We start from the raw sequence: 26,264 nt of genomic DNA on the forward strand, positions 1-26,264 counted from the left end.
TGGACGGATCCGCAGACGCCACCGACAAACCCACTGCCCGGCGGCCAACGATGGTGCTGAACTGCTACTGAAAACAGACTATCCGCCGCCACTGACACTTTCGGGGGTTGCAGGTTCAGTCGGACTGCGAGGCTGGAGGACCGCAGCGGCGCATCGCGGGGCCTGACAGCACGGTGTGGCCATGCAAGGAGAACGGTGCAGGCGCACCGCGGGGGTGGAGGAACGCAGGGGGAGAACGCGGGGCCGGTCCGCGCGGCCACGGCGGACGTTACGGCTTGGGCCACGTGGTCCGAAGGCAGAGACGGCCCCATGCAAGGAGGACGCGCAAGGGGCCTTTCCGGTGTGGCTAGACCGCCTCCGGATTGAGGTCGTAGTGCATCTCGACCAAGTCGCCCAAGGTGCGGCTGCCGCGAAGCCGGGCCGGCGCCGTCGTGCTGGGGACCGGAAGCAGCGGTTGTCCGCCGCCCAGCATTACCGGCACCAAGGTCAGGATGAGTTCGTCCAGCAGGCCGGCCGACGCGTACTGTGCCGCAAGTTGCCCTCCGCCGACCAGCCACACGTCTTTCTCGCCAGCGTCGGCGCAGATGTCATGGTGGAAGATACCCACGTCGCCTCGCACAAACGTGATGTCTGCTCCGGGGATGCCTGGCAGTTCGTGATGCGTGAAGACCCACGTGGGTGTTGAGCCGTAGGGCCATTCCTCCGGTGCCTCTTCCAGCACGAACTTGTACGTCTCGGAGCCCATGACGATGGACCCAATGCGCTGCATGAAGGTTTCGAAGCTGTCCTGGACGCCATCGGCGTCGTTGAACTGCGTGAGCCAGTCGAGCTTGTTGCTGCGGTCGGCGATATACCCATCCACCGAGCTGCCGACGTAGTAGATAGTCCGGGCCATGGGCCCCATGCTAGCCAGCGGGTCGAACCAGCGGAAGCGTGGCATGCGCTCCGCGGGAGATGCGGCGTAGTCGGACCGCATGCGCCCCGCGGGAGACGCGGGGGTTGTCGGCCCGCGGCCGCCGCAGTACAACGGTGGGATGGATGCCAAGACGGAGGCGTGGATCGGGGCTTACCGGCAGGCCTGGGAGACCAATGACCCGGATCAGATCGGAGCCTTGTTTACCGACGACGCCGAGTACCGGACGGAGCCGTGGACGGACCCGTGGCGTGGCCGGGACAACATTGTCGAGCAGTGGCTGGCCCGCAAGGACGAGCCCGGCGCGGCGACCTTTGAGTGGCACGAAGTCGCCGTGACCGACGACGTCTCCGTGGTGGAGGGAACGACTGCCTACCGGGACGGACGCACCTACAGCAATTTGTGGGTGATCCGGTTGAATGGCGAAGGCCGGGCAACCCACTTCACCGAGTGGTGGATGGACCAGTCGGTCCCTTCCTGAGGCCGGCGTCCCCACAGGGTGCTCCCCTCATGCATCAACCGCGCCCGTGGCCGTAAGCTCGGGGAATGGCGAGATACTTCGACGTACACCCCCAGGATCCCCAGCAGCGGTCGATCGGCCAGATTGTTGACCTTGTCCGGTCGGACGCGCTGATCGTGTACCCGACCGACTCTTGTTACGCCTTCGGTGCGCAACTGGGCAACAAGGACGCCCTGGAACGGATCCGGACCATTCGCCGGCTCGACAACAAGCACCACTTCACCTTGGTCTGCAAGGACTTTGCCCAGCTGGGCCAGTTCGTGCACGTCGACAACAACGTTTTCCGCAGCATCAAGGCCGTGACGCCGGGAAGCTACACCTTCATTCTGCCGGCCACCGCGGAGGTTCCCCGCCGGCTGATGCATCCGAAAAAGAAGACCGTTGGCGTCCGCATTCCGGCGAACAACGTCGCCCAGGCGATCCTGGCGGAACTGGGCGAGCCGCTGCTCTCCAGCACGCTGCTGTTGCCGGACGATGAGGAACCGCTGACCCAGGGCTGGGAGATCAAGGACCGGCTCGACCATGTGGTGGACGCCGTAGTGGATGGCGGCGACTGCGGGTCCGAGCCGTCCACCGTCGTCGACTTCTCCGGCGGCACCGCGGAGGTGGTTCGTCACGGAGCCGGCGACCCGTCCCGGTTCGAATAGGCCGGCGGCGGCGGCGAGGGCGGCATCTGCCGCCAGGCCGGCCCGCCCGCGGCCGAGCCCCCCGGCCGCGCCGTCCGGTTGGGCCCCGCTAATCCTTCTTGCGTGCCCGGCTGGGCTGCACCCGCGGCGGCTCGCCCGGCATCTTCGGATAGTCGGGCGGGAAGGGCATCTCCCCCAGGCCCGCGGCGAGGTCACGTTCCCACCACTGGAGCAGGACGTCGATCTTGCCCGGTTCATCATGCATGCGGGCCCACGGGTCGCCGGTTGTCTTCAGCCTGTCCGGAACCGTGGCGATCGTGAAGTTCTTCGGATCGGCCGTTTCGAGTTCATCCCATTCGAGGGGGCAGGACACCGCCGCGTTCGGCAGCGCCCGCGGGCTGTAGGCACCCGCCATGGTCCGGTCGCGGTTGGCCTGGTTGAAGTCCACGAAGATCCGCTCCCCGCGCTCCTCCTTCCACCACGACGTCGTCACCTGTTTGGGCATCCGCCGCTCGATCTCCCGCGCCGCCGCGATGACGGCGTGGCGCACGTCCAGGAATTCGTGCGTCGGTTCGATCGGCGCGAACATGTGCAGCCCCCGGTTTCCGGAGGTTTTGATGAACGCTTTGAGTCCGGCCTCTGCCAGCACCGACCTCAGTTCGAACGCCACCGGGATGGCGTCGTCGAACGAGGTCCCCGGCTGCGGATCCAGGTCGATGCGCAGCTGGTCCGGGTTGTCGGAGTTCCCCGCGCGCGACGGCCACGGGTGGAACACCACGGTGTTCATCTGCACCGCCCACACCGCGGCGGCGGGCTCGTCGAGGACCAGTTGCGGATGCGACCGGGCGCTCGGGTACACCACCATCACCGACCGCACGAAATCGGGCGCGCCCTTGGGCGGATTCTTGGAGAAGAACTGCTCGCCGTCGATCCCGTTCGAGAACCGTTGCAACGACACCGGCCGGTCGCCGTTGGCGCGGACGAAGGCCTCGCCAACCTCCGCGATGTAGCGCGCCAGATCCAGTTTGGTGATCCCCAGGTCGGGCCACATCACCCGGCTCGGGCTGGAAATGCGCACCTCGCGCTCGCCGTGCGGTCCCTCGACCGTCAGCGTTGTCTGTTCGCTGGCCATGGGAACACCTAAACACACGCACGTCGCTTCTGGCGAGGGCATGATGGGAGCATGCCTATCACCGAGTCCCCCGTGACCATCGACGTCGGTGACACCACCGTCTCCGGTGTCTACGCCCGCCCCGAGTCCGCGTTCGCCACGCTGGTGGTGGCTCACGGGGCCGGCGCGGGCATGGACCACCCGTTCCTGTCCGGTTTCACCCGCGCCTTGAACGACGACGGCGTAGCCACCTTGCGCTTCAACTTCCCCTACCGGGAGGCCGGCAGGAAGTTTCCGGACCGCCCGCCGGCTGCCATCGTGGCGTGGCGTTCGGCCATGCGGGAAGCGGCAGCACGGTCCGAAGGTGAACCGCTGTGGGCGGCCGGCAAATCCTTCGGCGGCCGCATGGCGTCGATGGCCGTGGCGGAGGGCATGCCGGCCGCCGGCCTGGTGTACCTGGGCTATCCGCTGCACCCGCCGGGGAAACCGGACAAGCTGCGCGACGAGCACCTGTATGGGCTCACCCTGCCCATGCTGTTCCTGCAGGGCACCCGCGATACCTTCGCCACGCCGGAACTGCTCGAGTCCGTCGTCGGACGCATCGGCCCGAATGCCGTGCTCGCCTGGCAGGAAGGCGGCGACCATTCCTTCGACGTCAAGGGCCGGAAACGAGGGGCGGCGGAAATTGGGGCATCGCTCGCCGGTCCCGCTGCCGAATTCCTCCGCTCGAGGGTCTACGGCGCCTGACCGCCGGCCGGCTGCCCGCCACCGTTGGGCGATGGAGTCGACGGACCCCCGTCGCTTGATCCCCCCGGCTGCCTGCGGGCTACTGCTCGACGATCGAGTCGATGGTCCGCGGGGAGGTGATGGGATCGGCGTGACGGTGGATGATCTTCCAGGTGCCGTCCTCCAGCCGGAAAATCGTCGTGACCCGCAGCGAGATCGGGGACGCCGCGTCGGACACGCTGACCTTCACCCGGGTCCGCTCTATTTCGACGATGTAGGCCAGATCGGTCGCGATATAGGTGGAAATCCGTTCGAACCGGATCGGCTCGCCCTCCCTGAAATGCGATACCGCCCGGTCCATGGCCGCCTCGACCTCCGCCCAGCCGCGGGCGGGCGGACCCAGCGGATTGGCAAGTGTGACCTCCTCCTGCCGCGAAAACAGGTCCTTCGCCAAATCGGGGTTCCCCTGGACGAACGCGTCCAGCGCGCGGTGGTAACGCTCGGCAACAAGTTCGAGATCGGGCCCTGGCATGATTCCTCCAGCCGCTGCCTCCCGCCGGGGCCGTGCGGCCGGGGCGCGAATACAGCCATGCTCCCACCCGCATCAGGGGATGTCCATGACCGGTGCCGACCCCCGTGCAGGGCTCCTGCCCGGGGGTTGGACCGCGGGTATACGATGGTCGGGCCGGCGGCCGCACGGCGGGACTACGATGGTCGGGCCGGCGGCCGCACGCCTCCAGCTGCGGGTCCGTGCCGAAAGGGGCCGCGTCCGATGAACGAGCAACCCGGCGGCTTCGTGCTGGAACTGGAAGCGGTCCTGGCCGCGCCGTGCGACATGGTTTTCCGCATGCTGACGGAGGCGGGTGAGTTGGCCACATGGTGGGGTCCCGAAGGTTTCACAACACCGGAGGCCGTGCTCGACGCCAGGCCAGGCGGCACCTACCGGCTGACGATGAAACCACCCGACGGCCCGCCCTTCCACCTCGCCGGTGAGTTTCTCGACATCGTCCCTCCGCGCCGCCTCGCCTACACCTTCCGGTGGGAGGAGCCCGCGCCCGATGACCGCGAAACCGTCGTCACGCTCTCCCTCGAACCCTCGGAGGGCGGCACCCGCCTCGCCCTCCGGCAGGGCGGGTTCGCCACCGAGGAACGTCTCGGCCTGCACCGGGCCGGCTGGGCGGATGCCCTGGGGAAACTCGACCGCGTCCTCCGCTCCGGCGGGTGACCGGGCCCGTCCCGACCGAAGACCTTACCGCTGACCCACCCCGCTCGCCGCTGTCGAAGGCACCGGGTCGTGCCGCAGGTAGGCGCGCCGGAAACGCCCGGTGCCGCCGGTCAGGGCACGAAGGTCGATGGCGTAGCGCAGCAATTCGTGGTCCGGGACTTCGGCGCTGATTTCGGTGAGGTCCCCGCCGGCCGAATCCGATCCGGTCAACCGTCCCCGCCGGGCGGACAGGTCGCTCATCACCGTTCCCACGTAGTCGTCGGGCACCGTGATCGTCACGGCGGAGACCGGCTCGAGCAACTGGATGCGCGCCGCCGCAGCGGCTTCCCGCAAGGCCAGGGCACCCGCGGATTGGAAGGCCGCGTCGGAGGAATCGACGCTGTGGGTCTTGCCGCCGACCAGTGTCACGCGGATGTCGACGACGGGGAATCCGGCGGAGACGCCTTTTTCCATCTGCGCCCGGACACCCTTCTCGACGGACGCGATGTAGGGCCCCGGGATGATGCCGCCGACGATCTTGTCCACGAATGCAAATCCGGCGCCCCGCGGAAGCGGTTCCACCTCGATCTCGCAGATGGCGAATTGGCCGTGCCCGCCGGATTGCTTGACGTAGCGTCCGCGTCCGGCGGCCCCGGCCGCGAACGTCTCCCGCAGGGGCGTGACGACGTCGACCGTTTGCACATTCACGCCCTGCCCGCGCAGCCGGTCGAGCACCACCTCGGCGTGCGATTCGCCCATGCACCACAGGATCAGTTGGTGTGTCTCCGCATGCCGCTCCACCCGCAGGGTCGGGTCGCCCGCGGCCACCTTGGCAAGGCTCTTCGCCAGGGCGGCCTCGTCGTTGCGGGTGGCCGCCTCCACCGCGACGGGCAACAGCGGTTCCGGCATCTCCCAGGGTTGGATGAGCATCGGCTGCTCCCGGGACGACACCGTGTCGCCGGTCTCGGCGGTGCCGATCTTCGTCAACGCGCAGATGTCGCCGGCGATGCACAAGGACACCGACCGCAGGGTCGAAGCGAGCGGGGCGTGCAGATGCGTGACCCGTTCGTCGCTGTCGTGGTCGGCGTGGCCCCGGTCGGCGAGCCCGTGTCCGGACACGTGGATGGCGGAGTCGTCCCGCAGGGTGCCCGAAAAAATCCGGACCAGGGAGACCCGGCCCAGGAACGGGTCGGTGGTCGTGCGGATCACTTCGCCGGCGAGCGGTCCGTCGGGATCGCAGCGCAGCGGGGTGCTGCGCGATCCGTAGAGTCCCGTCGCCGCCGGCAGCGGGCGCTCGAGCGGGGACGGGAACGCCCTCTTGAGCATGTCCAGCAGCTCCGCGATGCCCAGCCCGGTTTCCGAGGAGGTGGCCAGCACCGGGTAGAAGGATCCGCGCGCGACGGCGGTTTCCAGGTCGGAGAACAGCACATCGAGGCCGATCTCCTCGCCGCCGAGGTAGCGGTCCATCAGGGACTCGTCCTCGCTCTCGGCGATGATGCCTTCGATCAGGGCGCTGCGGGCCTCCTCGGCCCCTGCGAGCTCCCCGGCGTCCGCGGGGCGGACGTCGGGCTTCCGTTCTCCGGCACTGTAGTCCGACACGGTGCCGGACAGCAGTGCGTGCAGCCCCGTCAGGTCCGCCCCGCTCCGCACCGGCAGGTACAGCGGCTGCACGGACTCACCGAAGGCGCCGCGGCAGCCGGCCAGCGCCGCTTCGAAGTCGGCCCGCGGGTGGTCAAGCCGGCTGATGGCCACCGCCCTCGGCATCCCGACGCTCTCGCATTCGCCCCACAGCGCGGTGGTCGCGGCATCGATCCCGTCCACGGCGGACACGACGAACAGGGCGGCGTCGGCGGCCCGAAGACCGGCCCGCAGCTCGCCGGTGAAGTCCGAGTAGCCCGGCGTGTCCAGGAGGTTGATTTTGACGTCGTCGTACATCAAGGGAAGGACGGAGAGCACGACGGAACGCTGCTGATGGATCTCGGAGGGATCCGAGTCGCTGACGGTCGTGCCGTCGAGGATCGAACCCATCCGGTTCGTGGCTCCTGCCGCCAGCAACAGGGCCTCCGCGAGCATCGTCTTCCCGGCACCGGAGTGGCCCACCAGCACCACGTTGCGGATCTGCTCCGGCCGGGACACCGTTGCCGCGGCGGAGACCTCCGCCCGGCGCAGATCGGCGCTCCGTCCAGATCCCTTCGCCAACCCGTTGGCCGATTTCCCCGACATGAGCGCCTCCTGGCGTCGTAGGTTTCGTCGTCCCGCGCACTCACCTGCTCTTAACAGATTCGACACCCGGAAGGGGCGCAGCGGCAAGGGTTGGACCGCATCGCTGTGCAAACAAGAGGAGGCCGGGCTGCCGCGCAGCTGGTCTGGTTGAGACATCCGATCGTTGCTAGCGTGGCGGAATGAACCCGTCGAAGGCCCCAGCCGAGATCCTCAACATTGCCGGCAGCGAGGTTCGCATCTCGAGTCCGGACAAGGTGGTGTTCCCACAACCCGGGCTGACGAAGCTCGACCTGGTTCGCTACTACCTTGCCGTCGCGGATGGTGCGCTGCGCGGCGCCGGCGGCCGCCCGATGGTGCTCAAGCGCTTCCCGAAGGGCATCGCTGCTGAGCCATTCTTTCAGAAGCGCGTGCCTGAAAATCACCCTGACTTCATCCACACGACAACGCTGCACTATGCGTCGGGGACATCAGCCGAAGAGGCCGTCCTCAGGGATGCTGCGGGCCTGGCGTGGGTCGTGAATCTTGGATGCCTGGACCTCAACCCGCACCCCGTGCGCGCCGAGGACCTCGAGCACCCCGACGAGCTGCGGGTCGACCTTGATCCGATGCCGGGAGTCGACTGGTCGCAGATCGTCGACGTCGCCTGCGTCGCGCGGGAAGTGCTCAACGACGTGGGACTGGTGGGTTGGCCGAAGACGAGTGGGTCGCGGGGACTCCACATCCTTGTGCGCATCGCGCCTCAATGGTCGTACCGCAACGTGCGGCTCGCCGCCGAGACCCTCGCTCGCGAGGTCGAAAACCGCGCTCCCGGCCTCGCCACCGCACGGTGGTGGAAGGAGGAGCGCGGCGAGAGTGTGTTCGTCGACTTCAACCAGAATGCCAAAGACCGCACCGTGGCTTCCGCGTACTCGATCCGGCCCCTGCCCGACGCCCGGGTCTCGACGCCGCTCACATGGGACGAGGTCACTTCCGCCCGGCCGGAACAGTTCACTGTGCGCTCGGTGCTCGAGCGCTTCGCCGACGTGGGCGACCCTCACGCCGGCATCGATGACGCGGTCGGCACCCTCGACGGGCTCCTCGCCTTGGCGGCCGAGCTCGGCCCCGCCGAGAAACCGCCGGGCGGCGGCGACGGCTCCGGCCGCCGGAAGTCGATGATGCCGCTCATCGAAGTGGCCCGAACCAAGACCAAGCCCGAGGCCTACGCGGCGCTCGATGAGTGGAAGACTCGGCATGCGGACGTCGTCCCGGCCCTGCAACCGGCTGATGTGCTCGTCGACGGAATGCGCGGATCAAGCTCGCTCTGGTACAGGGTGCGAGTGAACCTGCAGCACGTCCCCGTAACGAAGCGGCCGCCGCAGGAGGAGCTCATCAGCGACTACGACCCATGGGCCGGCAAGGACTGGCCTGGGCGCCCGGGGTCCTAACCCACTGACCAAAACCGGAAGCGCACAAAGCCAACGGAACAGCCCGTGTCTGCAAGGTGCAGCTTGTCCCCCAGCCACTGTCACGTCTTGCAGTTCCGACGCGGAACAGCTCCGCCATGAACAATCTGCAGCGCCACTGCGCCAGAACCAGGCGAGGAGCCGGCTGCCCCGGCAACGGCCGAAAAATAAAAGACCCCCCGAAGGGGCCCACAAGTCAACATTTCTCCACTACCAGAGGCCTACATGCCCCCGCACAGTAAAAACGTGCCCGAGGTGGGATTCGAACCCACACGAGTTTCCCCGCCGCATTTTGAGTGCGGTGCGTCTGCCATTCCGCCACTCGGGCCTGCACCGGTCGCGAAGCAGGTCTCCAAACTGTGAAGACCGTCATGCTGCCCGGTGCGCGAATCTACTCTACATGCCGATAGGCTATTTCACGGAACCGACGCCATGCCAATGGCAACGCAACACTCTAGGAGCGCCAGTGTCTGAACAAACCGAGTCTGTCCCCGCTCGCCGCGTCGTCGTCGCGGAGGACGAGACACTGATCCGCCTGGATATCGTCGAAATTTTGAGGGGCGAGGGCTACGACGTCGTTGGCGAAGCCGACAACGGCGAAAAGGCCGTGGAACTCGCCCAGGAACTGAAGCCGGACCTGGTCCTCATGGATGTGAAGATGCCCGTGATGGACGGCATCTCGGCCGCGGAGCAGATCGTCAAGGCACGCATCGCCCCGGTGGTGCTGCTGACCGCGTTCAGCCAGAAAGAGCTGGTGGAGCGCGCCCGCGACGCCGGTGCCATGGCTTACGTGGTGAAGCCCTTCACGCCGGCGGACCTGATTCCGGCCATCGAGATCGCGCTCTCCCGCCACGAAGAGATCGCCGCCCTGGAGTCCGAGGTGTCCGACCTGCAGGAGCAGTTCGAGACCCGGAAGCTGGTGGAGCGGGCCAAGAGCCTGCTCATCACCAAGATGGGCCTGACCGAGCCGGAAGCGTTCCGCTGGATCCAGAAGACGTCGATGGACCGCCGGCTGAGTATGCGCGAAGTGGCCGAGACCATCATCAACCAGGTGAACTAAGGCAACGCGAACGGCGAACCAAGGACAGCAGAACGGCCTCCGGAATGATCCGGAGGCCGTTCTTTTGTCCCTAGCCTGCAGCGGCCCTTCGCCTACGACGACGGCCAGGGGCCGACCCGCTCGGGCCGCGGGTGCGGCTGGCCGTCCAGCAGTTCGCCGGCATCCGCCAGGTCGCCCACCCGGTGCACCTTCAGGGAGTTGGTGGAACCGGCCTTGCCCGGGGGCGAACCGGCGGCGATGACGACCAGGTCATCGATCTCCACCAGCCCGCGCTCGTACAGGATCCGGTCCACCTGGGCGGTCATCTGGTCCGTGTGCTCGACGAACTCCACGACCAGCGGCTGTATGCCCCAGGTCAGCGACAGCACGTTCAGGGTGGACTGGAGCGGGGTGAACGCGAACACCGGCCGTCCCGGGCGCAGCCGGCTGAGCCGGCGGGCCGAGTCGCCGGACTGGGTGAACGCGCAGATGTACTTGGCGTCGAGCTGGTCGGCGATCTGCACGGCCGCCCGGGTGATGGCGCCGCCGCGGGTCTTCGGCTGGCTGCCCAGCGGCTGAATGCGGTCCAGCCCGTGCTGCTCGGTGGACTCGATGATCCGGGCCATGGTCCGGACCGTCTCCAGCGGGTACTTGCCCACGCTGGTTTCGCCCGAAAGCATGACCGCGTCCGCACCGTCGAGCACGGCGTTGGCGCAGTCCGATGCCTCGGCCCGGGTGGGCCTCGGGTTGTCGATCATCGATTCGAGCACCTGGGTGGCCACGATCACCGGTTTCGCCCAGCGGCGGGCGAGTTCGACGGCGCGCTTCTGCACCAGCGGCACGTCCTCCAGCGGCAACTCCACGCCCAGGTCGCCGCGGGCGATCATGATGGCGTCGAACGCGTCGATGATCTCTTCGATGGCGTCCACGGCCTGCGGCTTCTCGATCTTGGCGATCACCGGGGCGCGGCGTCCCTCCTCGTCCATGATCTCGTGGACCCGCCGGACGTCGCCGGCGTTGCGCACGAAGGACAGGGCCACCATGTCGACGCCGGTCTTGAGCGCCCAACGCAGGTCTTCCTCGTCCTTCTCGCTCAGGGCCGGGACGTTGACCGCGACGCCGGGCAGGTTGATGCCCTTGTTATTGGACACCGCACCCGCCACGGTGACTTCCGTGACCACCTTGACGTCGTCGACCTCGATGGCCTTGAGCGCCACCTTGCCGTCGTCGATCAGCAGGGAGTCGCCCACGTTGACGTCGCCCGGCAAGCCCTTGTGCGTGGTCGAGCACTGCTCGGCGGTTCCCTCCACGTCCTCGGTGGTGATCGTGAAGCGGTCCCCCACCGCCAGGTGGTGGGGGCCGTTCACGAAGCGCCCCAGGCGGATCTTGGGGCCCTGCAGGTCGGCGAAGATGCCCACCGGCTTGGACAGTTCGGCCGACGCCTTGCGGACGTTGTCGTAGGTCTGCTGATGCACGCGGTAGTCGCCGTGGCTCATGTTCATCCGGGCCACGTCCACGCCCGCCTGGAGGACGGCCAAGGTGCTCTCGTAACTGGCGATGGCAGGGCCGAAGGTTGCAACGATTTTTGCGCGTCTCATATCCCTACCCTAATCAGAATGCGGCCATCGCGCAGGCCTGCCGCCGCTAGGGCAGCACCGCGATCGCACGGTCTTCCGGGGCCACCGGCGCCGGCAGCCGCGTGGTACCGGTCAACCACCGGTCGACGGCGGCCGCGCAGGCGCGCCCCTCGGCGATCGCCCACACGATCAAGGACTGTCCGCGCCCGGCGTCGCCGGCGACGAAGATGCCCTCGGCGCCGGTCATGTAGCCGCCGTCGCGGGCGACGTTCCCGCGCTCGTCGAAGGCCGCGTTGACCTGCGCGTCGATCCCGGCGTGCTCCGGACCGGTGAAGCCCAGGGACAGGAACACCAGGTCCGCCGGGATCTCCCGCTCCGTGCCTGGCTTGGGCACCCTCCTGCCGTCCACGAACTCGGTCTCGGCGACCTTCAGCGCCGTGAGCACGCCGTTCTCGCCCACGAACTCCACGGTGGAGGCGAGGTAGGTCCGCTCGCCGCCTTCCTCGTGGGCGCTGGCCACTTCGAACAGCGTCGGGAACGTCGGCCACGGCTGGTGCGAAGCACGCTGGGCCGGCGGCTGCTTGCCGATGGCCAGGGTGGTCACGGAGGCCGCCTGCTGCCGGTGCGCGGTGCCGAGGCAGTCCGCGCCGGTGTCGCCGCCGCCCAGGATCACCACGTGCTTGCCCCGGGCGTCGATCTGGTCCGGGACCGCCTCGCCGGCCACCACCCGGTTGGCCTGCACCAAGTAGTCCATGGCGAAGTGCACGCCGGACAGCCCGCGCCCGGGGATCGGCAGGTCCCGCGGCACGGTGGCACCGGTCGCGACCACCACGGCGTCGTAGCGGCGGCGCAGCTGATCCCAGCTGATGTCCTTGCCCGCCTCGATGCCGGTGCGGAAGCGCGTGCCCTCGGCCCGCATCTGCTCCAGCCGGCGGTCCAGGTAGTGCTTCTCCATCTTGAAGTCGGGAATGCCGTACCGCAGCAAACCGCCCACCTTGTCGTCGCGCTCGTACACCGCCACGGTGTGGCCCGCTCGCGTCAGCTGCTGCGCCGTGGCCAGCCCCGCGGGGCCGGATCCGACGATCGCGATCGTGTGACCGGTCAGCCGCTCCGGCGCGTGCGGAGTCACCCAGCCCTGGTCGAAGGCTTCCTCGATGACGGACACTTCCACCTGCTTGATGGTCACCGCCGGCTGGTTGATGCCCAGCACGCAGGCCGCCTCGCACGGCGCCGGGCACAGCCGGCCGGTGAATTCGGGGAAGTTGTTGGTGGCGTGCAGCCGCTCGATCGCCTCCTGGTCCTTGCCGCGCCAGGTCAGGTCGTTCCACTCCGGGATCAGGTTGGCCAGCGGACAGCCCTGGTGGCAGAACGGGATGCCGCAGTCCATGCAGCGGCCGGCCTGGCTGCGGAGCACGCCCTTTTCCTGCGCCTCGTAGACTTCCTTCCAGTCCATGATCCGCACGGGAACAGGGCGGCGGGGCTGGGTCTGGCGTTCTCGAACTTTCATAAATCCGCGTGGATCAGCCACCGGTTACCTCCAGGATTCGGGTCCAGACAACGTCGCCGTCGGGGTCGAGCCCCTCGGCTTCGGCGTTCGCCCGGGCTTGCAGCACCGCCGCGTAGTCGCGCGGCAGCACCTTGGTGATGCGGGCCAGGGTGCCTTCGAGGTCCTCAAGCAGGCGCGCGGCCAGCCGGGAACCGGTCTCCTCCGCATGTTTCTTCAGCAGGGCGGCGATGGCCCCTTCGTCCGCCGGGTCCGGCCGCAGCAGCTGCAATTCGCCGTTGCCGGTGCTCTGCGTGTTCAGCATGCCCGGGTCCAGGTCCAGCACGTAGGCCACGCCGCCGGACATGCCGGCGCCGAAGTTGCGGCCGGTCCGGCCCAGGACCAGGGCCAGTCCCCCGGTCATGTACTCGCAGCCGTGGTCGCCGATTCCTTCGACGACGGCGGTGGCACCCGAGTTCCGGACCAGGAACCGCTCGCCCACCTGGCCGCGCAGGAACATCTCGCCGCCGGTGGCGCCGTAACCGATGACGTTGCCCGCAATCACGTTGCGTTCGGACGCGAACGTGTTGGCCCGGTCCGGCCGGACGATAATCCGTCCGCCGGAAAGCCCCTTGCCGACGTAGTCGTTCGAGTCGCCGAGCAGCCGCAGGGTGATGCCTGCGGGCAGGAAGGCGCCCAGCGACTGCCCGGCCTGGCCGGTCAGCGTCACGTCGATGGTGTCGTCCGCCAGGGTCTCGATGCCGAAACGCCTGGTCACTTCGTGGCCGAGCATCGTGCCCACGGCCCGGTCGGTGTTGATCACGTCCAGGCTGATCCGCACCGGTTCGCGGTTGGTCAGCGCGTCGGAGCTCATGGCGATCAACTGGTTGTCGAAGTGCTTGTCCAGTTCGTGGTTCTGCGTGGTCATGTTGCGCAGCGGGATGTCGGAGTCGGTGCCGTAGCCGCGCAGGATCGGTGACAGGTCCAGGCCGTCGGCCTTCCAGTGGTCGACCGCTTCGCGGGTGTCCAGCAGCTCCGCGTGGCCGATGGCCTCGGCCAGGCTGCGGAAGCCCAGCCCGGCCAGCAGTTCACGCACTTCCTCCGCGATGAACTCGAAGAAGTTCACCACGAACTCGGGCTTGCCGGTGAACCGGCGGCGGAGTTCCGGGTTCTGCGTGGCAACCCCCACGGGGCAGGTGTCCAGGTGGCAGACGCGCATCATGATGCAGCCGGAGACCACCAGCGGCGCCGTCGCGAAGCCGAACTCCTCGCCGCCCAGCAGCGCCGCGATCACCACGTCGCGGCCGCTCTTCAGTTGCCCGTCCACCTGCACGACCACCCGGTCCCGCAGGCCGTTGAGCATCAGCGTCTGCTGCGTCTCGGCCAGCCCCAGTTCCCAGGGCGCTCCGGCATGTTTGAGCGAGTTCAGCGGGCTCGCCCCGGTGCCGCCGTCGTGCCCCGAGACGAGGACGACGTCGGCCTTCGCCTTGGTCACGCCGGCCGCCACGGTGCCGATCCCGACTTCGGACACCAGCTTCACATGCACGCGTGCCGAGGGGTTGGAGCGCTTCAGGTCGTAGATCAGCTGCGCCAGGTCCTCGATCGAGTAGATGTCGTGGTGCGGCGGCGGCGAGATCAGCCCCACGCCCGGTGTCGAATGCCGGGTCCGGGCCACCCACGGGTAGACCTTCTGGCTCATCAGCTGGCCGCCCTCGCCGGGCTTGGCTCCCTGGGCCATCTTGATCTGGAGGTCCTCGGCGTTGGTCAGGTACAGGCTGGTGACGCCGAACCGGCCGGAGGCCACCTGCTTGATCGCCGAACGGCGCTCCGGGTCCAGCAGCCGGTCCACGTCCTCGCCGCCCTCGCCGGTGTTCGATTTCCCGCCCAGCCGGTTCATGGCGATGGCCAGCGTCTCGTGCGCCTCCTGCGAGATGGAGCCGTAGCTCATGGCCCCCGTGGAGAACCGCTTGACGATGCTGGAGACGGGTTCGACCTCCTCCAGCGGCACGGGCGGGCGGGCGCCGGCCTTGAACTTCAACAGGCCGCGGAGCGTCATCAGGTCCTTCGCCTGGTCGTCCACGCCGCGGGTGTAGGCCTTGAACACGTCGTAGCGCCGTTCGCGGGTGGCATGCTGCAGCCGGAACACCGTCTCCGGGTTAAACAGGTGCGGCGGTCCTTCGCGGCGCCACTGATACTCGCCGCCGTTCTCGAGGGACCGGTGGGGGTCTTCGATCCCGTCGGCGGGGTAGGCCTGGGCGTGCCGCGCCGCGGCCTCGGCGGCGATGACGTCCAGGCCCACGCCGCCGAGCTGCGACTGGGTGCCGGCAAAGTACTGGTCGACCAGGGATTGGGCGAGTCCGATCGCTTCGAACGTCTGGGCACCGCAGTAGGAGGGGACGGTGGATATGCCCATCTTGGACATGATCTTCAGCACGCCCTTGCCCAGGCCCTTGATCAGGTTCTGCACGGCCTGGGCCGCGGTGACGCCCTGGAGGTCGCCGTTGCGCACCAGTTCCTCGCAGCTTTCCATCGCCAGGTACGGATTGACGGCGGAGGCGCCGTAACCGATCAGTGCGGCGACGTGGTGGACCTCGCGCACGTCGCCGGCTTCCACCAGCAGCGAGATCTTGGTCCGGTTGGCGCTCTTGAGCAGGTGGTGGTGCACGGCGCTCGTCAGCAGCAGCGACGGGATGGGAGCCCATTGGGCGTTCGAGTCCCGGTCCGAGAGCACGATGAACTTCACGCCGCGGTTGACGGCGCCGGAGACCTTTTCGCAGATTTCCTGCAGCCGGGCGGCCAACTCGGCGGCGCCGCCGTCGGGCCGGTAGAGGCCACTCACCTTCAGCGCGAGGCGACTGCCCTCCTCGTCTTCCATCGCCGCGATCTTGGCCAGTTCGTCGTTGTTGATCACGGGGAAGTTCAGCACCACCTGGGTGGTGCGCACCTGACCGGTCGCCAGCAGGTTGCCGTCGGGGCCGATCGACGAACGCAGCGAGGTCACGAGTTCTTCGCGGATGGCGTCCAGCGGAGGGTTGGTCACCTGGGCGAAGGACTGCACGAAGTAGTCGAACAGCAGCCGAGGGCGCTTGGACAACACCGCGATCGGGGTGTCGGTGCCCATGGCCCCCAGCGGTTCGGCGCCGGTGCGGGCCATCGGGCCCAGCAGGATCCGCAGCTCTTCCTGCGTGTAGCCGAAGGTCCGCTGGCGGAGGTTGACCGACGCGGCGGTGTGCACCACGTGCTCGCGTTCCGGCAGGTCCTCCAGCCGGATCATGTTGTCCTTGAGCCATTCGCCCCACGGGTTGGCGGCCGCGAGGTCGGCCTTGATCTCCTCGTCCTCGACCAGCCGGCCGGCCTCGGTATCCACCAGGAACATCTTCCCCGGCGAGACCCGGCCCTTCCTGACCACCGTGGCGGGATCGATATTGACGACCCCGACCTCCGAGGCCAGCACGACCAACCCGTCCTCGGTGACCCAGTAGCGGGCCGGGCGCAGGCCGTTGCGGTCGAGCACGGCGCCGACGAGCCGGCCGTCGGTGAAGGAAACGGCGGCGGGGCCGTCCCACGGCTCCATCAGCATCGAGTGGTACTGGTAGAAGGCGCGCCGCTCAGGGTCCATCGTGGCGTGGTTCTCCCACGCCTCGGGAATCATCATCATGATCGCTTGCGTAATCGGGCGCCCCGCGAGCATCAGCAATTCGGCCACTTCGTCAAAGGAGGCGGAGTCGGAGGCGCCGGGCGTGCAAATCGGGAACAGCTCTTCCGGCGTGTCGCCCAGCAGGGGGCCCTTCAGCTGCGACTGCCGGGCCCGCATCCAGTTGCGGTTGCCCTTGACCGTATTGATCTCGCCGTTGTGCGCGATGGTGCGGAACGGCTGGGCCAGCGGCCACGAGGGGAACGTGTTGGTGGAGAAGCGGGAGTGGACGATACCCAGTTTTGTCTTGAAGCGGGGGTCGGAGAGGTCCGGGTAGAAGGGTTCCAGCTGCGCGGTGGTCAGCATTCCCTTGTAGACGATGGTCTTGGACGACAGCGACGGGAAATACACGCCGAACTTGTTTTGGGCGCGCTTGCGGACGCGGAAAACGCGGGCATCCACGTCGCTGCTGCCGGCGGCGGCCGGGTCGAGGCCCAGGAACACCTGGGCAAAGTGGGGCATGCAGGACCGCGCCATGGCGCCGACCAGTTCGGCCACCACCGGGACGTCGCGCCAGCCGAGGACTGTGAGGCCCTCGGAGGCGGCGATGGCCTCCACGCCGTCCCGCGCTACCGCCGCCTCAGACTCGTCGCTGGGCAGGAACGCGGTTCCGGCGGCATACAGGCCGGGTGCCGGCAGTTCGAAGCCCACCACCGCGCGGAAGAATTCATCGGGGATCTGGGTGAGCAACCCGGCGCCGTCGCCGGTTCCTTCGTCGGCGCCGACCGCGCCGCGGTGTTCCAAATTGCGCAGCGCCGTCAGCGCCGCGTCGACGATGTGGTGGCCCGGCCCGCCCCGCAGGGTGGCAATCACCGCCAGGCCGCAGGCGTCCTTTTCGTGGGCGGGGTCGTACAGCCCGGTTTTTTCCGGGTAGGCGGCGAAACGACTGAACGGCGAGGGCACCGTGGTGTGCCGGCGTTCGTGTCCGCCGCCGAGGCTGCGCGGGGTACTCGACCCCTTGAACGGAGGAGTCATCTGAACTTCCTTCTCCTGGATGTAGGTGAGAAGGGGACGGCGCTGGCCCCGCCCGGGCCCGCTCGAGCAAGCAGGCCCGTGATGCCATGGATTCTGTGGTTAGCTCACCCCGCACAGCGCATTCGGTGTCCAGGGGTCGGATGGGGCCGCCAGGGTGAACTGTGCGGTTGATCGGCCACGGCCGCCGGGACCGCACTGGGTGGTGCGCCTTGTCCGGCGGAGAATCCACGTCAGTGTGGTCGGTACGCCGCATGCCTGCGCCCGGTCGGTGGTCCGGGAGGTGCGTACTGATGGTTCGGACCGCCTATGAGGGCGGGCCGGCCGCGGATCGAGTCTGTTCTGCGGTAGAGCGACGATAGCACGGCGGGCACCCCGCAACACAGGCTTTTCCGGTTTTTTACCGACCGCTTTCCGGATTGCCGACGGCAGCCCGGAGCGCACGAAGCCGCCGGAACGTCAGATTGCTGCGTTCCGGCGGCTGCGCGGGGAAAACTAGTTCTGGCTGCGGTTGTTGTCGGCCCTGAGCGGGTCGTTCCCGGCCGCGGCATCGGCGGCGTCGGCCGGCTTGGCGGCGTCGGCGGGCTTGGCCGCATCCGCGGGCTTGGCGGCGTCGGGTTTGGCAGCATCGGCGGGGCTGGCTGCGGGCTTGGCCGCATCCGCGGGCTTGGTGCCGTCCTCGGCTGCGGGAGCCTCGTCCGCGGCAGGCTCCCCGGCCTTCGCCTCGGGCGTCCCGGCAGCGGTTTTGGCCTTCTCCCCCGCGATCACGGAGGATCCTGCCCGGCCGGCGCGGGGTCCGCCGTCGTGCTTGGAAGCGTTCTCCTGCCGGGCCGCGGCCTGCCCGGATTCGGCCCCCGCCGCGACTGCCGAGGGCTCGCGGCCCGGCAGGTACAGGGAGTCGGTCTCCGCGGTCCGCGGACGGCGCGCCAGCACGATGAAGATCACGACGGCAGCGACCAGCAGCAGCAGCGACGTCCAGACGTTCAGCCGCTGGGTGATGCCGAAGATCGTGATCATTTCGGCGTCGTCGATGCGCAGCATTTCGATCCAGACCCGGCCGAGGGTGTAGAACGCGACGTACAGCCAGAACAGCATGCCGCGGCGGAACTTGAAGCGCCGGTCCAGGAGCAGCAGCAGGGCCACGCCCGCCAGGTTCCACAGCGACTCGTAGAGGAAGGTGGGGTGGAACAGCGTGCCCGGTTCCGCGTCGGCCGGGAAGTTGGGGTTGTCGGCGTCGATCTCCAGCCCCCAGGGCAGCGTGGTGGGGGCGCCGAAGAGTTCCTGGTTGAACCAGTTGCCCCAGCGGCCGATCGCCTGTGCCAGCAGCACCCCGGGCGCGGCGGCGTCCATGAAGGCCGGCAGCTTGAAGCCGGCCCGGCGGCAGCCGATCCAGGCACCGACCAGGCCCAGTGCCACGGCGCCCCAGATCCCCAGCCCGCCGCGCCAGATCTGCGGGATCAGGCTCAGGTCGCCGTTCGGCCCGAAGTAGGCGTCGGGCGAGGAGAACACGTGGTAGAGCCGGCCGCCGACGATGCCGAACGGGATGGCCCAGATGGCCACGTCCCAGATGAACTCCTCCGGCCCGCCGCGGGCCTTCCAACGGCGGTGGGTGAGCCAGATGGCCGCAACGATGCCCAGCAGGATGCACAGGGCATAGGCATGGATGGTGAGCGGGCCGATGCTGAATCCGGACCAGCCGGGGCTGGGGATGGAGGCCGGTACGGCCGTTGCAATAGTCGTGCTGTACACCAGTTGAGTCCTCTTGGCCGGAGTTGCGGGTCGGGCGCGGCCCGCGGCAAACCGCCGGCCACCGGTTATTCTGTCAGGCCCGGGCTGTGCCTTCGCTCAGCCGCGCCGCGAGCTTGCCCAGTGCCGGCACGCCGGCGTTGCCGAGTTCGGCCACCAGCGCGGTGCCCACGATGGCGCCCTCGGCATACGCGCCGATTTCGCGCACGTGCTCGGGACTGGAGACGCCCAGGCCGACGCAGACCCGTTCGGCTCCGGCCTCGTGCGCCGACCGGACCACGCGCTCGGCGGCGCCGGAAACGCTCTCGCGGGCGCCGGTGACGCCCATGATCGACACCGCGTAGACAAAACCGCGGCTGGCCTTGACCGTCATCGCCATCCGCTCCGGGGAGGACGACGGGGCGACCAGGAACACGCGGTCCAGCCCGTACTTGTCCGAAGCCTCGAACCATTCGGCCGCCTCGTCCGGGATCAGGTCCGGGGTGATCAGCCCGGCGCCGCCGGCCTCGGCCAGCCGCCGGGAGAACTCGTCGACGCCCATCCGCAGGACCGGATTCCAGTACGTCATCACCAGCACGGCGGCGTCGCAGCGGGCGGTGATGCCGGCGACGATGTCGAACACCTGGCTGACCCGGAAGCCGTCCTTCAGCGCCTGCACGGTGGCGGCCTGGATGACGGCGCCGTCCATCACCGGGTCGGAGTACGGGATGCCGATCTCAATGACGTCGACGCCGTTCTCCGCCAGCGCGACGGCGGCGTCGATGGTGGTCTGGACGTCCGGGTAGCCGGCGGGCAGATAGCCGATCAGGGCGGTCCGGCCGTCGGCCCGGGCCCGGTCGATGGCCGCGGCCGATTTGCTGGCGATGGCGGTATTGTTCACAGCTGCTCTCCTTCGGAGCCGATTTCGGCCTCGGGCGATTCGTCCGGCAGCAGGCCGAACCACTCCGCCGCGGTGGCGACGTCCTTGTCGCCCCGGCCGGAAAGATTCACGACGATGATAACGTCCTGCGGATGGTCCTTGCCCTCGGTCAGGCGCTTGCCCACCCGCAGCGCCCCGGCCAGGGCGTGCGACGACTCGATCGCCGGGATGATGCCCTCGGTGCGGCACAGCAGCCGGAAAGCGTCCATCGCCTCGCTGTCGGTGACGGGCTCGTAAGTGGCCCGGCCGATGTCCGACAGGTAGGAATGCTCCGGGCCGACGCCGGGATAGTCCAGTCCGGCCGAGATCGAATGCGACTCGATGGTCTGGCCGTCCTCGTCCTGCATGAGGTAGGAGCGCGCGCCGTGCAGCACGCCGGGCCGGCCCAGCGTGATGGTTGCGGCGTGGCGGCCGGTGTCGACGCCGTCGCCGCCGGCTTCAAAGCCGTACAGCGCGACGTTCCGGTCGTCGAGGAAGCCGTGGAAGATGCCGATGGCGTTGGAGCCGCCCCCGATGCAGGCGCAGACGGCGTCCGGCAGCCGGCCGGTCTGGTCCAGGATCTGCGCGCGGGCTTCCTCGCCGATGACTTCGTGGAAATAGCGGACGAGCGCCGGGAAGGGGTGGGCGCCGGCGGCGGTGCCCAGCAGGTAGTGGGTGTTGTGCACATTGGCCACCCAGTCGCGCAGGGCCTCGTTGATGGCGTCCTTGAGCGTCTGCGACCCGGCGGTGACGGGCACCACGGTGGCTCCGAGCAGCTCCATCCGGGCCACGTTCAGGGCCTGCCGGCGGGTGTCTTCGGCACCCATGTAGACCACGCACTCCATGCCGAGCAGCGCGGCGGCGGTGGCACTGGCCACGCCGTGCTGGCCGGCACCGGTTTCCGCAATGATGCGTGTCTTGCCCATCCGCTGGGCCAGCAGGGCCTGGCCCAGCACGTTGTTGATCTTATGGGAGCCGGTATGGTTTAGGTCCTCGCGCTTGAGGAAGATCCGGGCGCCGCCGGCATGCCGGGAGAAGCGCTTGGCTTCGGTCAGCAGCGACGGCCGGCCCGAATAGTTCTTGTTCAGCTCGGTGACCTGGGCAATGAACTCCGGATCAGCCTTGGCCTTTTCGAAGGTGTCTTCCAGCTCGTCCAGCGCAGCAATCAGGGATTCCGGCATCCAGCGCCCGCCGAAGGCACCGAAATAGGGGCCGGGGGCATGGCGGAGGCTGCCGCCGGCCAGGAAGGCATCGGCCGGTTCCTGGGTGTTTCCGGGCTCCACCGGGGTGTCGGGGCTCTGCGTCATGGCCGTCCTGTCTGTTGCTGGAGGCAGGACGGCCAGCCGCAACCGGCCCTGCCTGCCCCTGGGGATTCTTAAGTTGTGTGGCGCGCGGGTTCAGCCGCGCGCGGCAATGGCCTCGGCGCCCGCCGCGCCGAATTCGGCCACGGCGGCTTCCGGGTCGCCCGTGATGACCAGCGCCTCGCCCACCAGGACGGCGTCGGCGCCCTGCGTGGCGTAGTCGCGCACGTCGTCCACTCCGCGGACTCCGGATTCGGCCACCACCACGGCGCCGGAGGGGATGCGGCCCGCCAATCCGGCGAAAACCGAGCGGTCTACGTCCAAGGTCTTCAGGTTGCGGACGTTCACGCCGATGATGCGTGCGTCCACGGCGACGGCGCGGTCGATTTCGTCGGCGGTATGCGTCTCGACCAAGGCCTCCATGCCCAGTTCACGGGTCAGCGCCAGCAGGGCCTTCAGCCGCTCGTCGTCCAGTGCGGCGACGATCAGCAGCACCAGGTCGGCGCCGTGGGCGCGTGCCTCGAAGATCTGGTATTCGTCGACGTTGAAGTCCTTGCGCAGCAGCGGGACGTCCACGGCGGCGCGCACCGCGTCGAAGTCGGCAAGCGAGCCGTTGAACCGGCGCTGCTCCGTCAACACGCTGATCACGGCGGCACCGCCGCGTTCGTAACCGGCGGCCAGTTGGGCCGGATCGGCGATGGACGCCAGGTCGCCCTTGGAGGGGCTCTTGCGCTTGACCTCGGCGATCACCTTGAGCGCGGTTCGCGGCGAATCGTTGCCGCCCAGGGCCGCGTAAGCATCACGCGGAGCCGGCGCGGCCGCGGCCAGCCGCTGGATCTGCGCCAACGGAACCTGGGCGCGCCGGGACTCGAGGTCTTCGCGGACTCCAACGATGATGTCGTCGAGAACGGTCACGTTCAGTGTCCGCTGCCCTGGATCTTGCTGCCGTCCACGCCGTAGCCGACCTTCTTCATGATCCAGCCGACGATCAGGCCGATCAGCATGATTGCCATGCCGGCCCAGAAGACCGGGGACGAGGCCATGGCGAAGCCGATGCCTCCCACGATGGAGCCCAAGATCATGATGAGCACGCAGGTCCAGGCGGCGGGGCTGTTGCCGTGGCCGATGACCTCGTCGTGGATGCTGCCTGCCGGATCCGTCTTCATCGCGGTTTCGGTGGCGGTGGCCTGATTGCCCATGGTGTATCTCCCTCTAAAAACGGTTCTGCTACTTCATTCTGCCATTGTTTGCGGGCCCGGCAGGCCAGTGTGACACGGCCGCCGGCGGCCCCGCTGCCCGGTGCCGCGCGGTCGCGGTTCAGTCGGTCGGGTCGTTGCCCCGGCTGAGCTGGTCCCAGCTGTCGATTTCATCCACGCTGCCGGCCCGGTCGGACGGCATACCGTCGGCCTGCCGCTCGGTTGCCGGCACGTACTTCTTCGAGGCGGCCCAGGAACGCCCGGCCGCCAGCAGCCAGACGGCCGTCAGCAACAGCAGGACGCCGGCGGCGGCGCCCAGGTAAGGGAAGACCGTGATGCCGACGGCGGCCTCTCCCCCGATCTGCCCGGTCGCCTCCCCGATGGCAGCCGAAGCGGCCCCCGCCGGATTGGCGATCACCGTGATGCTGGCGGCGGAGATGCCGATGCCGGCCGCCGCCAGCAGCACGGCGATCACGATGCGGGCGATGCGGCCGGCGATGGAAGCGGCCAAGGCGGCGGCCAGTGCCACCAGCGCCAGGGCCGTCACCGCGGTAGCGGCGTCGCTGCCGGGCACGCTCACGTCGGGGGTCTGTACCCGGGTCCCCGGGAATCGGGCCGTGAGCCAGGTTTGCGTCGTGGTGCCAAAGGCGGCCAGCGATATCACGACGGCGGCGAGCACCACGGTGCCCTTGCGCCGCCAACGCGCGGCGGCTGGCCGTGGCGCCGGTGCCGCGTCCGGGGCCGGGGAGGTGTTCTCTTCGCTCATTGCTGCCCCCTGACTGGTACGTGTGCCGGATTGACCGGGTGGAGCCGCGCCGCCAGGGTCACTGCCCGCAGCGGCGCCGCCGCCTTGTTTACCGTCTCCAGCGCCTCTGCCTCCGGCTGGGAGTCGGCCACGATCCCGCCGCCGGACTGGACGTAGGCGACGCCGCCGCGCAGCAGCGCCGAGCGGATGGCGATGGCCATATCCATGTCCCCGGCAAAGTCCAGGTAGCCGACGACGCCGCCGTAGATGCCGCGGCGGTGCGGTTCCAGTTCGTCCAACAGCCTCAGGGCGCGGGGCTTGGGCGCGCCGGAGAGCGTGCCCGCCGGGAACGTCGCGGCCAGTACGTCGTAGGCTGTCTTGTCCGGCGACAGCCGGCCGACCACGGTGGAGACCAGATGCATGATGTGGCTGAATTTCTCCACCTCCATGAACTGCGTGACGTCGACGCTGCCGGGCGTGCAGACCTTGGAGATGTCGTTGCGGGCCAGGTCCACGAGCATCAGGTGCTCCGCGCGTTCCTTTTGGTCGGCCAGCAGCTCCTCCGCCAGTTCCTTGTCATGCTCGACGCTGTGCCCGCGGGGCCTGGATCCGGCGATCGGGTGGGTGATGACCTCGTCGCCGGTCAGGGTGACCAGCGCCTCCGGGGAGGATCCCACGATCGAGTAGCCCACGCCGTCGGCGTCTTCGAGGCTGAACAGGTACATGTAGGGGCTGGGGTTCAGGTTCCGCAGCACGCGGTAGACGTCGAGGGCTTCGGCCGAACATTCGGCCTCGAACCGGCGGGAGATCACCACCTGGAACACTTCGCCGTCGACGATGGCTTCCTTGCCGCGGTCGACGGCCGCCAAATACTTCTCCCGGGCCCAGCGGTGGGTCACGCTGTTCATCAGGTCAGCGGTTTCCAGGGCGGCGTCTTCCAGCACCGACACCTGCTGGGCGAGCGGTTCAGCGAGCTGCGCCAGCAGGTGCTTGGCGCGTTTAACGGCGTCCAGCCATGCCTCGTCCACGCGCTCGTCGCGGTTGTCGAAGTTAATGGCGTTGGCGATCAGCGTGACCGTGCCTTCGGCGTTGTCGTGCACGGCCAGGTCGGTGACCAGGTTCATGGCCAGTTCGGGCAGGTTCAGGTCGTCTTCGGGCGGGGACGTCAGCTTCTCCCAGTGCCGCACGGCCTCCCAGCCGACGAATCCCACCAGCCCGGATGTCAGCGGCGGGAGCGAGTCGAACCGTTCGGTCCGCAGCGCCTCCACGGTGGCGCGCAGCGCCTCCACCGGGTTCCCGGTGCGCGGCACGCCCACCGGCGGCTCCCCCAGCCAGTGCGCCTGCCCGTCCCTGGTCGTCAGCGTGGCCCGAGAGTTGGCACCGATGAAGGAATAGCGGGACCAGACTCCGCCGACGGCGGCCGACTCCAACAGGAAGGTTCCCGGCCGGGAATCGGCCAGCCTGCGGTAGATGGAAATGGGAGTCTGGTCATCGGCGAGCACCTTGATGGAGACCGGGATGACCCTGCGGTCGCGGGCAAGCGCGCGGAATTCCTCCAGGCTGGGGCTGATGACGCCAAGGTCCTGCATGCGTTATCTGTCTTTCGCTTCAGTGGCTGATACTGCGGTGGTCATGGGGCCCGTTCAGGTGCCGGACGCTCCCGGGCTGCCGTCCGGTTCGCCGCCGTGGCCGGCGACGGCGTCGAGGCCCCGGCCGTCAAAGCAGGTGCGGGTGCCGGTGTGGCAGGCGGCGCCGACCTGGTCTACCTGGACCAGCAGGGCGTCGCCGTCGCAGTCCAGGGCCACCGACTTGACGAACTGCACGTGGCCGGAGGTGTCGCCCTTGCGCCAGTACTCCCGGCGCGAGCGCGAGTAGAAGGTCACGCGGCCGCTGGTCAAGGTGCGGTGCAGCGCCTCGTCGTCCATCCAGCCCAGCATCAGCACCTCACCGGAATCGAACTGCTGGACGATCGCGGCGACCAGGCCGGCGGAGTCGCGCTTGAGCCGGTCGGCGACGGCTGGGTCGAGGGCCGTTGCGCCGGCGGCGGACGGCACTGTTGCGGGGGAATCAGACTCGGAAGGCATCCCTACAAGTCTAGTGCCAAGTCCCGAACGCTCCCGCCCGCGGCTGCACGGGCGCACGTACACATTTCTCGGCCCGCAGGCGCCTTCTTCGTGCTAGGTTCAAGGTGATGCATTACGTAAATCCGTCCCGTGAAGTCCTGGCCGAGACCTTGCTGGCTGCCGGGCCGGATTCACCCACCCTGTGTGAGGGGTGGACGACCGCAGAACTGGCGGCCCATCTGTACATCCGTGAACACCGCGTGGGTGCCGCCCTCGGCCTGGCCTTTAAGCCGCTGGCGAGGGTTTCGGACGAGGCCACCCGCAAGGTGGCGGACACAGCCCGGGAACCGGCAGGCTACGCCAAGCTGGTGGAGGCCTTCCGCGCCGGCCCGCCGGCCTGGTCCCCGTTCAGGGTGCCGGCGGTGGACACGGTGGCCAACCTGGTGGAGTTCTTCGTCCACACCGAAGACATCCGCCGGGCAACCGACCGCTGGGCGCCGCGGGCGCTGGACGAGGATTATTCGGCGGCGCTGTGGGGCGACCTGATTAAGCGGGCGGCCTTGCTCTACCGGGGAGTGGACCTGGGCATCGTGCTGGTGCGTCCGGACGGCCCGCGGCACGTGGCCAAGCGGGCACCCGTCTCGGTGGCCATCGTCGGAGAACCGGGCGAACTGCTGATGCATGCCTCCGGACGGGCCAGGCATGCCCTGGTCACCTTCGAGGGCCAGGCCGACGCCGTGGCCCTGCTGGACAGCGCCGAAATCGGCCTCTGACACTTCCGCTTC

At 68.7% G+C, this 26,264-nt stretch carries 22 protein-coding genes and 1 tRNA gene; 7 read left to right on the forward strand and 16 right to left on the reverse strand.

Features of this window, described 5'->3' with window-relative positions:
- Nucleotides 1–346: 346 nt before the first annotated feature.
- Entirely contained in the window at nucleotides 347–895 is a 549-nt protein-coding gene (locus AC5RUP_RS10050) for a dihydrofolate reductase family protein (protein WP_494155067.1), read from the reverse strand.
- Between the two features lie 139 nt (nucleotides 896–1,034).
- On the opposite strand from AC5RUP_RS10050, the gene AC5RUP_RS10055 reads away from it, so the two are divergent.
- Complete coding sequence (locus AC5RUP_RS10055) at nucleotides 1,035–1,394, forward strand: nuclear transport factor 2 family protein (RefSeq protein WP_494155066.1); 360 nt, start codon at nucleotides 1,035–1,037, stop codon at nucleotides 1,392–1,394.
- 65 nt (nucleotides 1,395–1,459) lie between these two features.
- Nucleotides 1,460–2,080 (forward strand): L-threonylcarbamoyladenylate synthase, encoded by a 621-nt coding sequence (locus AC5RUP_RS10060; protein WP_494155065.1) that lies wholly within the window; start codon nucleotides 1,460–1,462, stop codon nucleotides 2,078–2,080.
- Between the two features lie 88 nt (nucleotides 2,081–2,168).
- On the opposite strand, the gene ligD (AC5RUP_RS10065) is transcribed toward AC5RUP_RS10060, so the two are convergent.
- Nucleotides 2,169–3,191 carry a non-homologous end-joining DNA ligase gene (ligD, locus tag AC5RUP_RS10065; RefSeq protein ID WP_494154117.1) on the reverse strand — a complete coding sequence of 341 codons (1,023 nt, stop codon included), beginning with the start codon at nucleotides 3,189–3,191 and terminating at the stop codon, nucleotides 2,169–2,171.
- Nucleotides 3,192–3,242: 51 nt separating this feature from the next.
- On the opposite strand from ligD (AC5RUP_RS10065), the gene AC5RUP_RS10070 reads away from it, so the two are divergent.
- Complete coding sequence (locus AC5RUP_RS10070) at nucleotides 3,243–3,917, forward strand: alpha/beta hydrolase family protein (RefSeq protein ID WP_494154118.1); 675 nt, start codon at nucleotides 3,243–3,245, stop codon at nucleotides 3,915–3,917.
- 79 nt (nucleotides 3,918–3,996) lie between these two features.
- Here the strand turns inward: AC5RUP_RS10070 and AC5RUP_RS10075 are convergent, their stop codons facing one another.
- On the reverse strand, nucleotides 3,997–4,428 hold the full coding sequence (locus AC5RUP_RS10075) for a YybH family protein (RefSeq protein WP_494154119.1): 432 nt from the start codon (nucleotides 4,426–4,428) through the stop codon (nucleotides 3,997–3,999).
- Between the two features lie 240 nt (nucleotides 4,429–4,668).
- On the opposite strand from AC5RUP_RS10075, the gene AC5RUP_RS10080 reads away from it, so the two are divergent.
- Entirely contained in the window at nucleotides 4,669–5,121 is a 453-nt protein-coding gene (locus tag AC5RUP_RS10080; RefSeq protein ID WP_494154120.1) for an SRPBCC family protein, read from the forward strand.
- Between the two features lie 24 nt (nucleotides 5,122–5,145).
- Here the strand turns inward: AC5RUP_RS10080 and AC5RUP_RS10085 are convergent, their stop codons facing one another.
- On the reverse strand, nucleotides 5,146–7,323 hold the full coding sequence (locus AC5RUP_RS10085) for an elongation factor G-like protein EF-G2 (RefSeq protein ID WP_494154121.1): 2,178 nt from the start codon (nucleotides 7,321–7,323) through the stop codon (nucleotides 5,146–5,148).
- A 179-nt stretch (nucleotides 7,324–7,502) separates the two neighbouring features.
- On the opposite strand from AC5RUP_RS10085, the gene ligD (AC5RUP_RS10090) reads away from it, so the two are divergent.
- The gene (gene ligD / locus AC5RUP_RS10090) at nucleotides 7,503–8,747 is read left to right on the forward strand and encodes a non-homologous end-joining DNA ligase (protein ID WP_494154122.1); all 1,245 of its coding nucleotides are present in this window, start codon (nucleotides 7,503–7,505) and stop codon (nucleotides 8,745–8,747) included.
- 265 nt (nucleotides 8,748–9,012) lie between these two features.
- Here the strand turns inward: ligD (AC5RUP_RS10090) and AC5RUP_RS10095 are convergent.
- Nucleotides 9,013–9,093, reverse strand: a tRNA-Leu gene (locus tag AC5RUP_RS10095).
- A 138-nt stretch (nucleotides 9,094–9,231) separates the two neighbouring features.
- Here AC5RUP_RS10095 and AC5RUP_RS10100 point away from each other — a divergent pair.
- The gene (locus AC5RUP_RS10100) at nucleotides 9,232–9,825 is read left to right on the forward strand and encodes an ANTAR domain-containing response regulator (protein WP_493977830.1); all 594 of its coding nucleotides are present in this window, start codon (nucleotides 9,232–9,234) and stop codon (nucleotides 9,823–9,825) included.
- A 92-nt stretch (nucleotides 9,826–9,917) separates the two neighbouring features.
- Here the strand turns inward: AC5RUP_RS10100 and pyk are convergent, their stop codons facing one another.
- The 11 genes from pyk to hisI all read right to left on the reverse strand — a co-directional run bounded on the left by pyk (nucleotide 9,918) and on the right by hisI (nucleotide 25,500).
- Nucleotides 9,918–11,402: a pyruvate kinase gene (gene pyk, locus AC5RUP_RS10105; protein ID WP_494154123.1), complete on the reverse strand. Its 1,485-nt coding sequence runs from the start codon at nucleotides 11,400–11,402 to the stop codon at nucleotides 9,918–9,920.
- A gap of 46 nt (nucleotides 11,403–11,448) precedes the next feature.
- On the reverse strand, nucleotides 11,449–12,909 hold the full coding sequence (locus AC5RUP_RS10110) for a glutamate synthase subunit beta (RefSeq protein WP_494158509.1): 1,461 nt from the start codon (nucleotides 12,907–12,909) through the stop codon (nucleotides 11,449–11,451).
- Nucleotides 12,902–17,533: a glutamate synthase large subunit gene (gene gltB / locus AC5RUP_RS10115; RefSeq protein WP_494154410.1), complete on the reverse strand. Its 4,632-nt coding sequence runs from the start codon at nucleotides 17,531–17,533 to the stop codon at nucleotides 12,902–12,904. Before gltB ends, AC5RUP_RS10110 begins: the two co-directional genes overlap by 8 nt.
- A 492-nt stretch (nucleotides 17,534–18,025) precedes the next feature.
- Nucleotides 18,026–19,279, reverse strand: a complete 1,254-nt coding sequence (gene lgt, locus AC5RUP_RS10120; protein ID WP_494158510.1) for a prolipoprotein diacylglyceryl transferase — start codon at nucleotides 19,277–19,279, stop codon at nucleotides 18,026–18,028.
- Between the two features lie 73 nt (nucleotides 19,280–19,352).
- Nucleotides 19,353–20,156: a tryptophan synthase subunit alpha gene (gene trpA, locus AC5RUP_RS10125; protein ID WP_494158511.1), complete on the reverse strand. Its 804-nt coding sequence runs from the start codon at nucleotides 20,154–20,156 to the stop codon at nucleotides 19,353–19,355.
- On the reverse strand, nucleotides 20,153–21,481 hold the full coding sequence (gene trpB / locus AC5RUP_RS10130; RefSeq protein ID WP_494154021.1) for a tryptophan synthase subunit beta: 1,329 nt from the start codon (nucleotides 21,479–21,481) through the stop codon (nucleotides 20,153–20,155). The genes trpA and trpB overlap by 4 nt, the downstream gene beginning before the upstream one ends.
- Nucleotides 21,482–21,571: 90 nt before the next feature.
- Nucleotides 21,572–22,390, reverse strand: coding sequence for an indole-3-glycerol phosphate synthase TrpC (trpC, locus tag AC5RUP_RS10135; RefSeq protein WP_494154022.1), 819 nt, complete (start codon nucleotides 22,388–22,390; stop codon nucleotides 21,572–21,574).
- Between the two features lie 2 nt (nucleotides 22,391–22,392).
- Entirely contained in the window at nucleotides 22,393–22,674 is a 282-nt protein-coding gene (locus AC5RUP_RS10140) for an HGxxPAAW family protein (protein ID WP_494067715.1), read from the reverse strand.
- Between the two features lie 118 nt (nucleotides 22,675–22,792).
- On the reverse strand, nucleotides 22,793–23,437 hold the full coding sequence (locus tag AC5RUP_RS10145) for a Trp biosynthesis-associated membrane protein (RefSeq protein WP_494149268.1): 645 nt from the start codon (nucleotides 23,435–23,437) through the stop codon (nucleotides 22,793–22,795).
- A complete protein-coding gene (locus AC5RUP_RS10150; RefSeq protein WP_494154023.1) occupies nucleotides 23,434–25,005 on the reverse strand; it encodes an anthranilate synthase component I in 1,572 nt (523 codons plus the stop codon). The genes AC5RUP_RS10145 and AC5RUP_RS10150 overlap by 4 nt, the downstream gene beginning before the upstream one ends.
- A gap of 54 nt (nucleotides 25,006–25,059) precedes the next feature.
- The gene (gene hisI / locus AC5RUP_RS10155) at nucleotides 25,060–25,500 is read right to left on the reverse strand and encodes a phosphoribosyl-AMP cyclohydrolase (RefSeq protein WP_494154024.1); all 441 of its coding nucleotides are present in this window, start codon (nucleotides 25,498–25,500) and stop codon (nucleotides 25,060–25,062) included.
- 107 nt (nucleotides 25,501–25,607) lie between these two features.
- On the opposite strand from hisI, the gene AC5RUP_RS10160 reads away from it, so the two are divergent.
- Complete coding sequence (locus AC5RUP_RS10160; protein ID WP_494067711.1) at nucleotides 25,608–26,252, forward strand: TIGR03085 family metal-binding protein; 645 nt, start codon at nucleotides 25,608–25,610, stop codon at nucleotides 26,250–26,252.
- Nucleotides 26,253–26,264: the final 12 nt, after the last annotated feature.

The sequence above is a fragment of the Arthrobacter sp. Y3223151 genome, assembly GCF_059091125.1.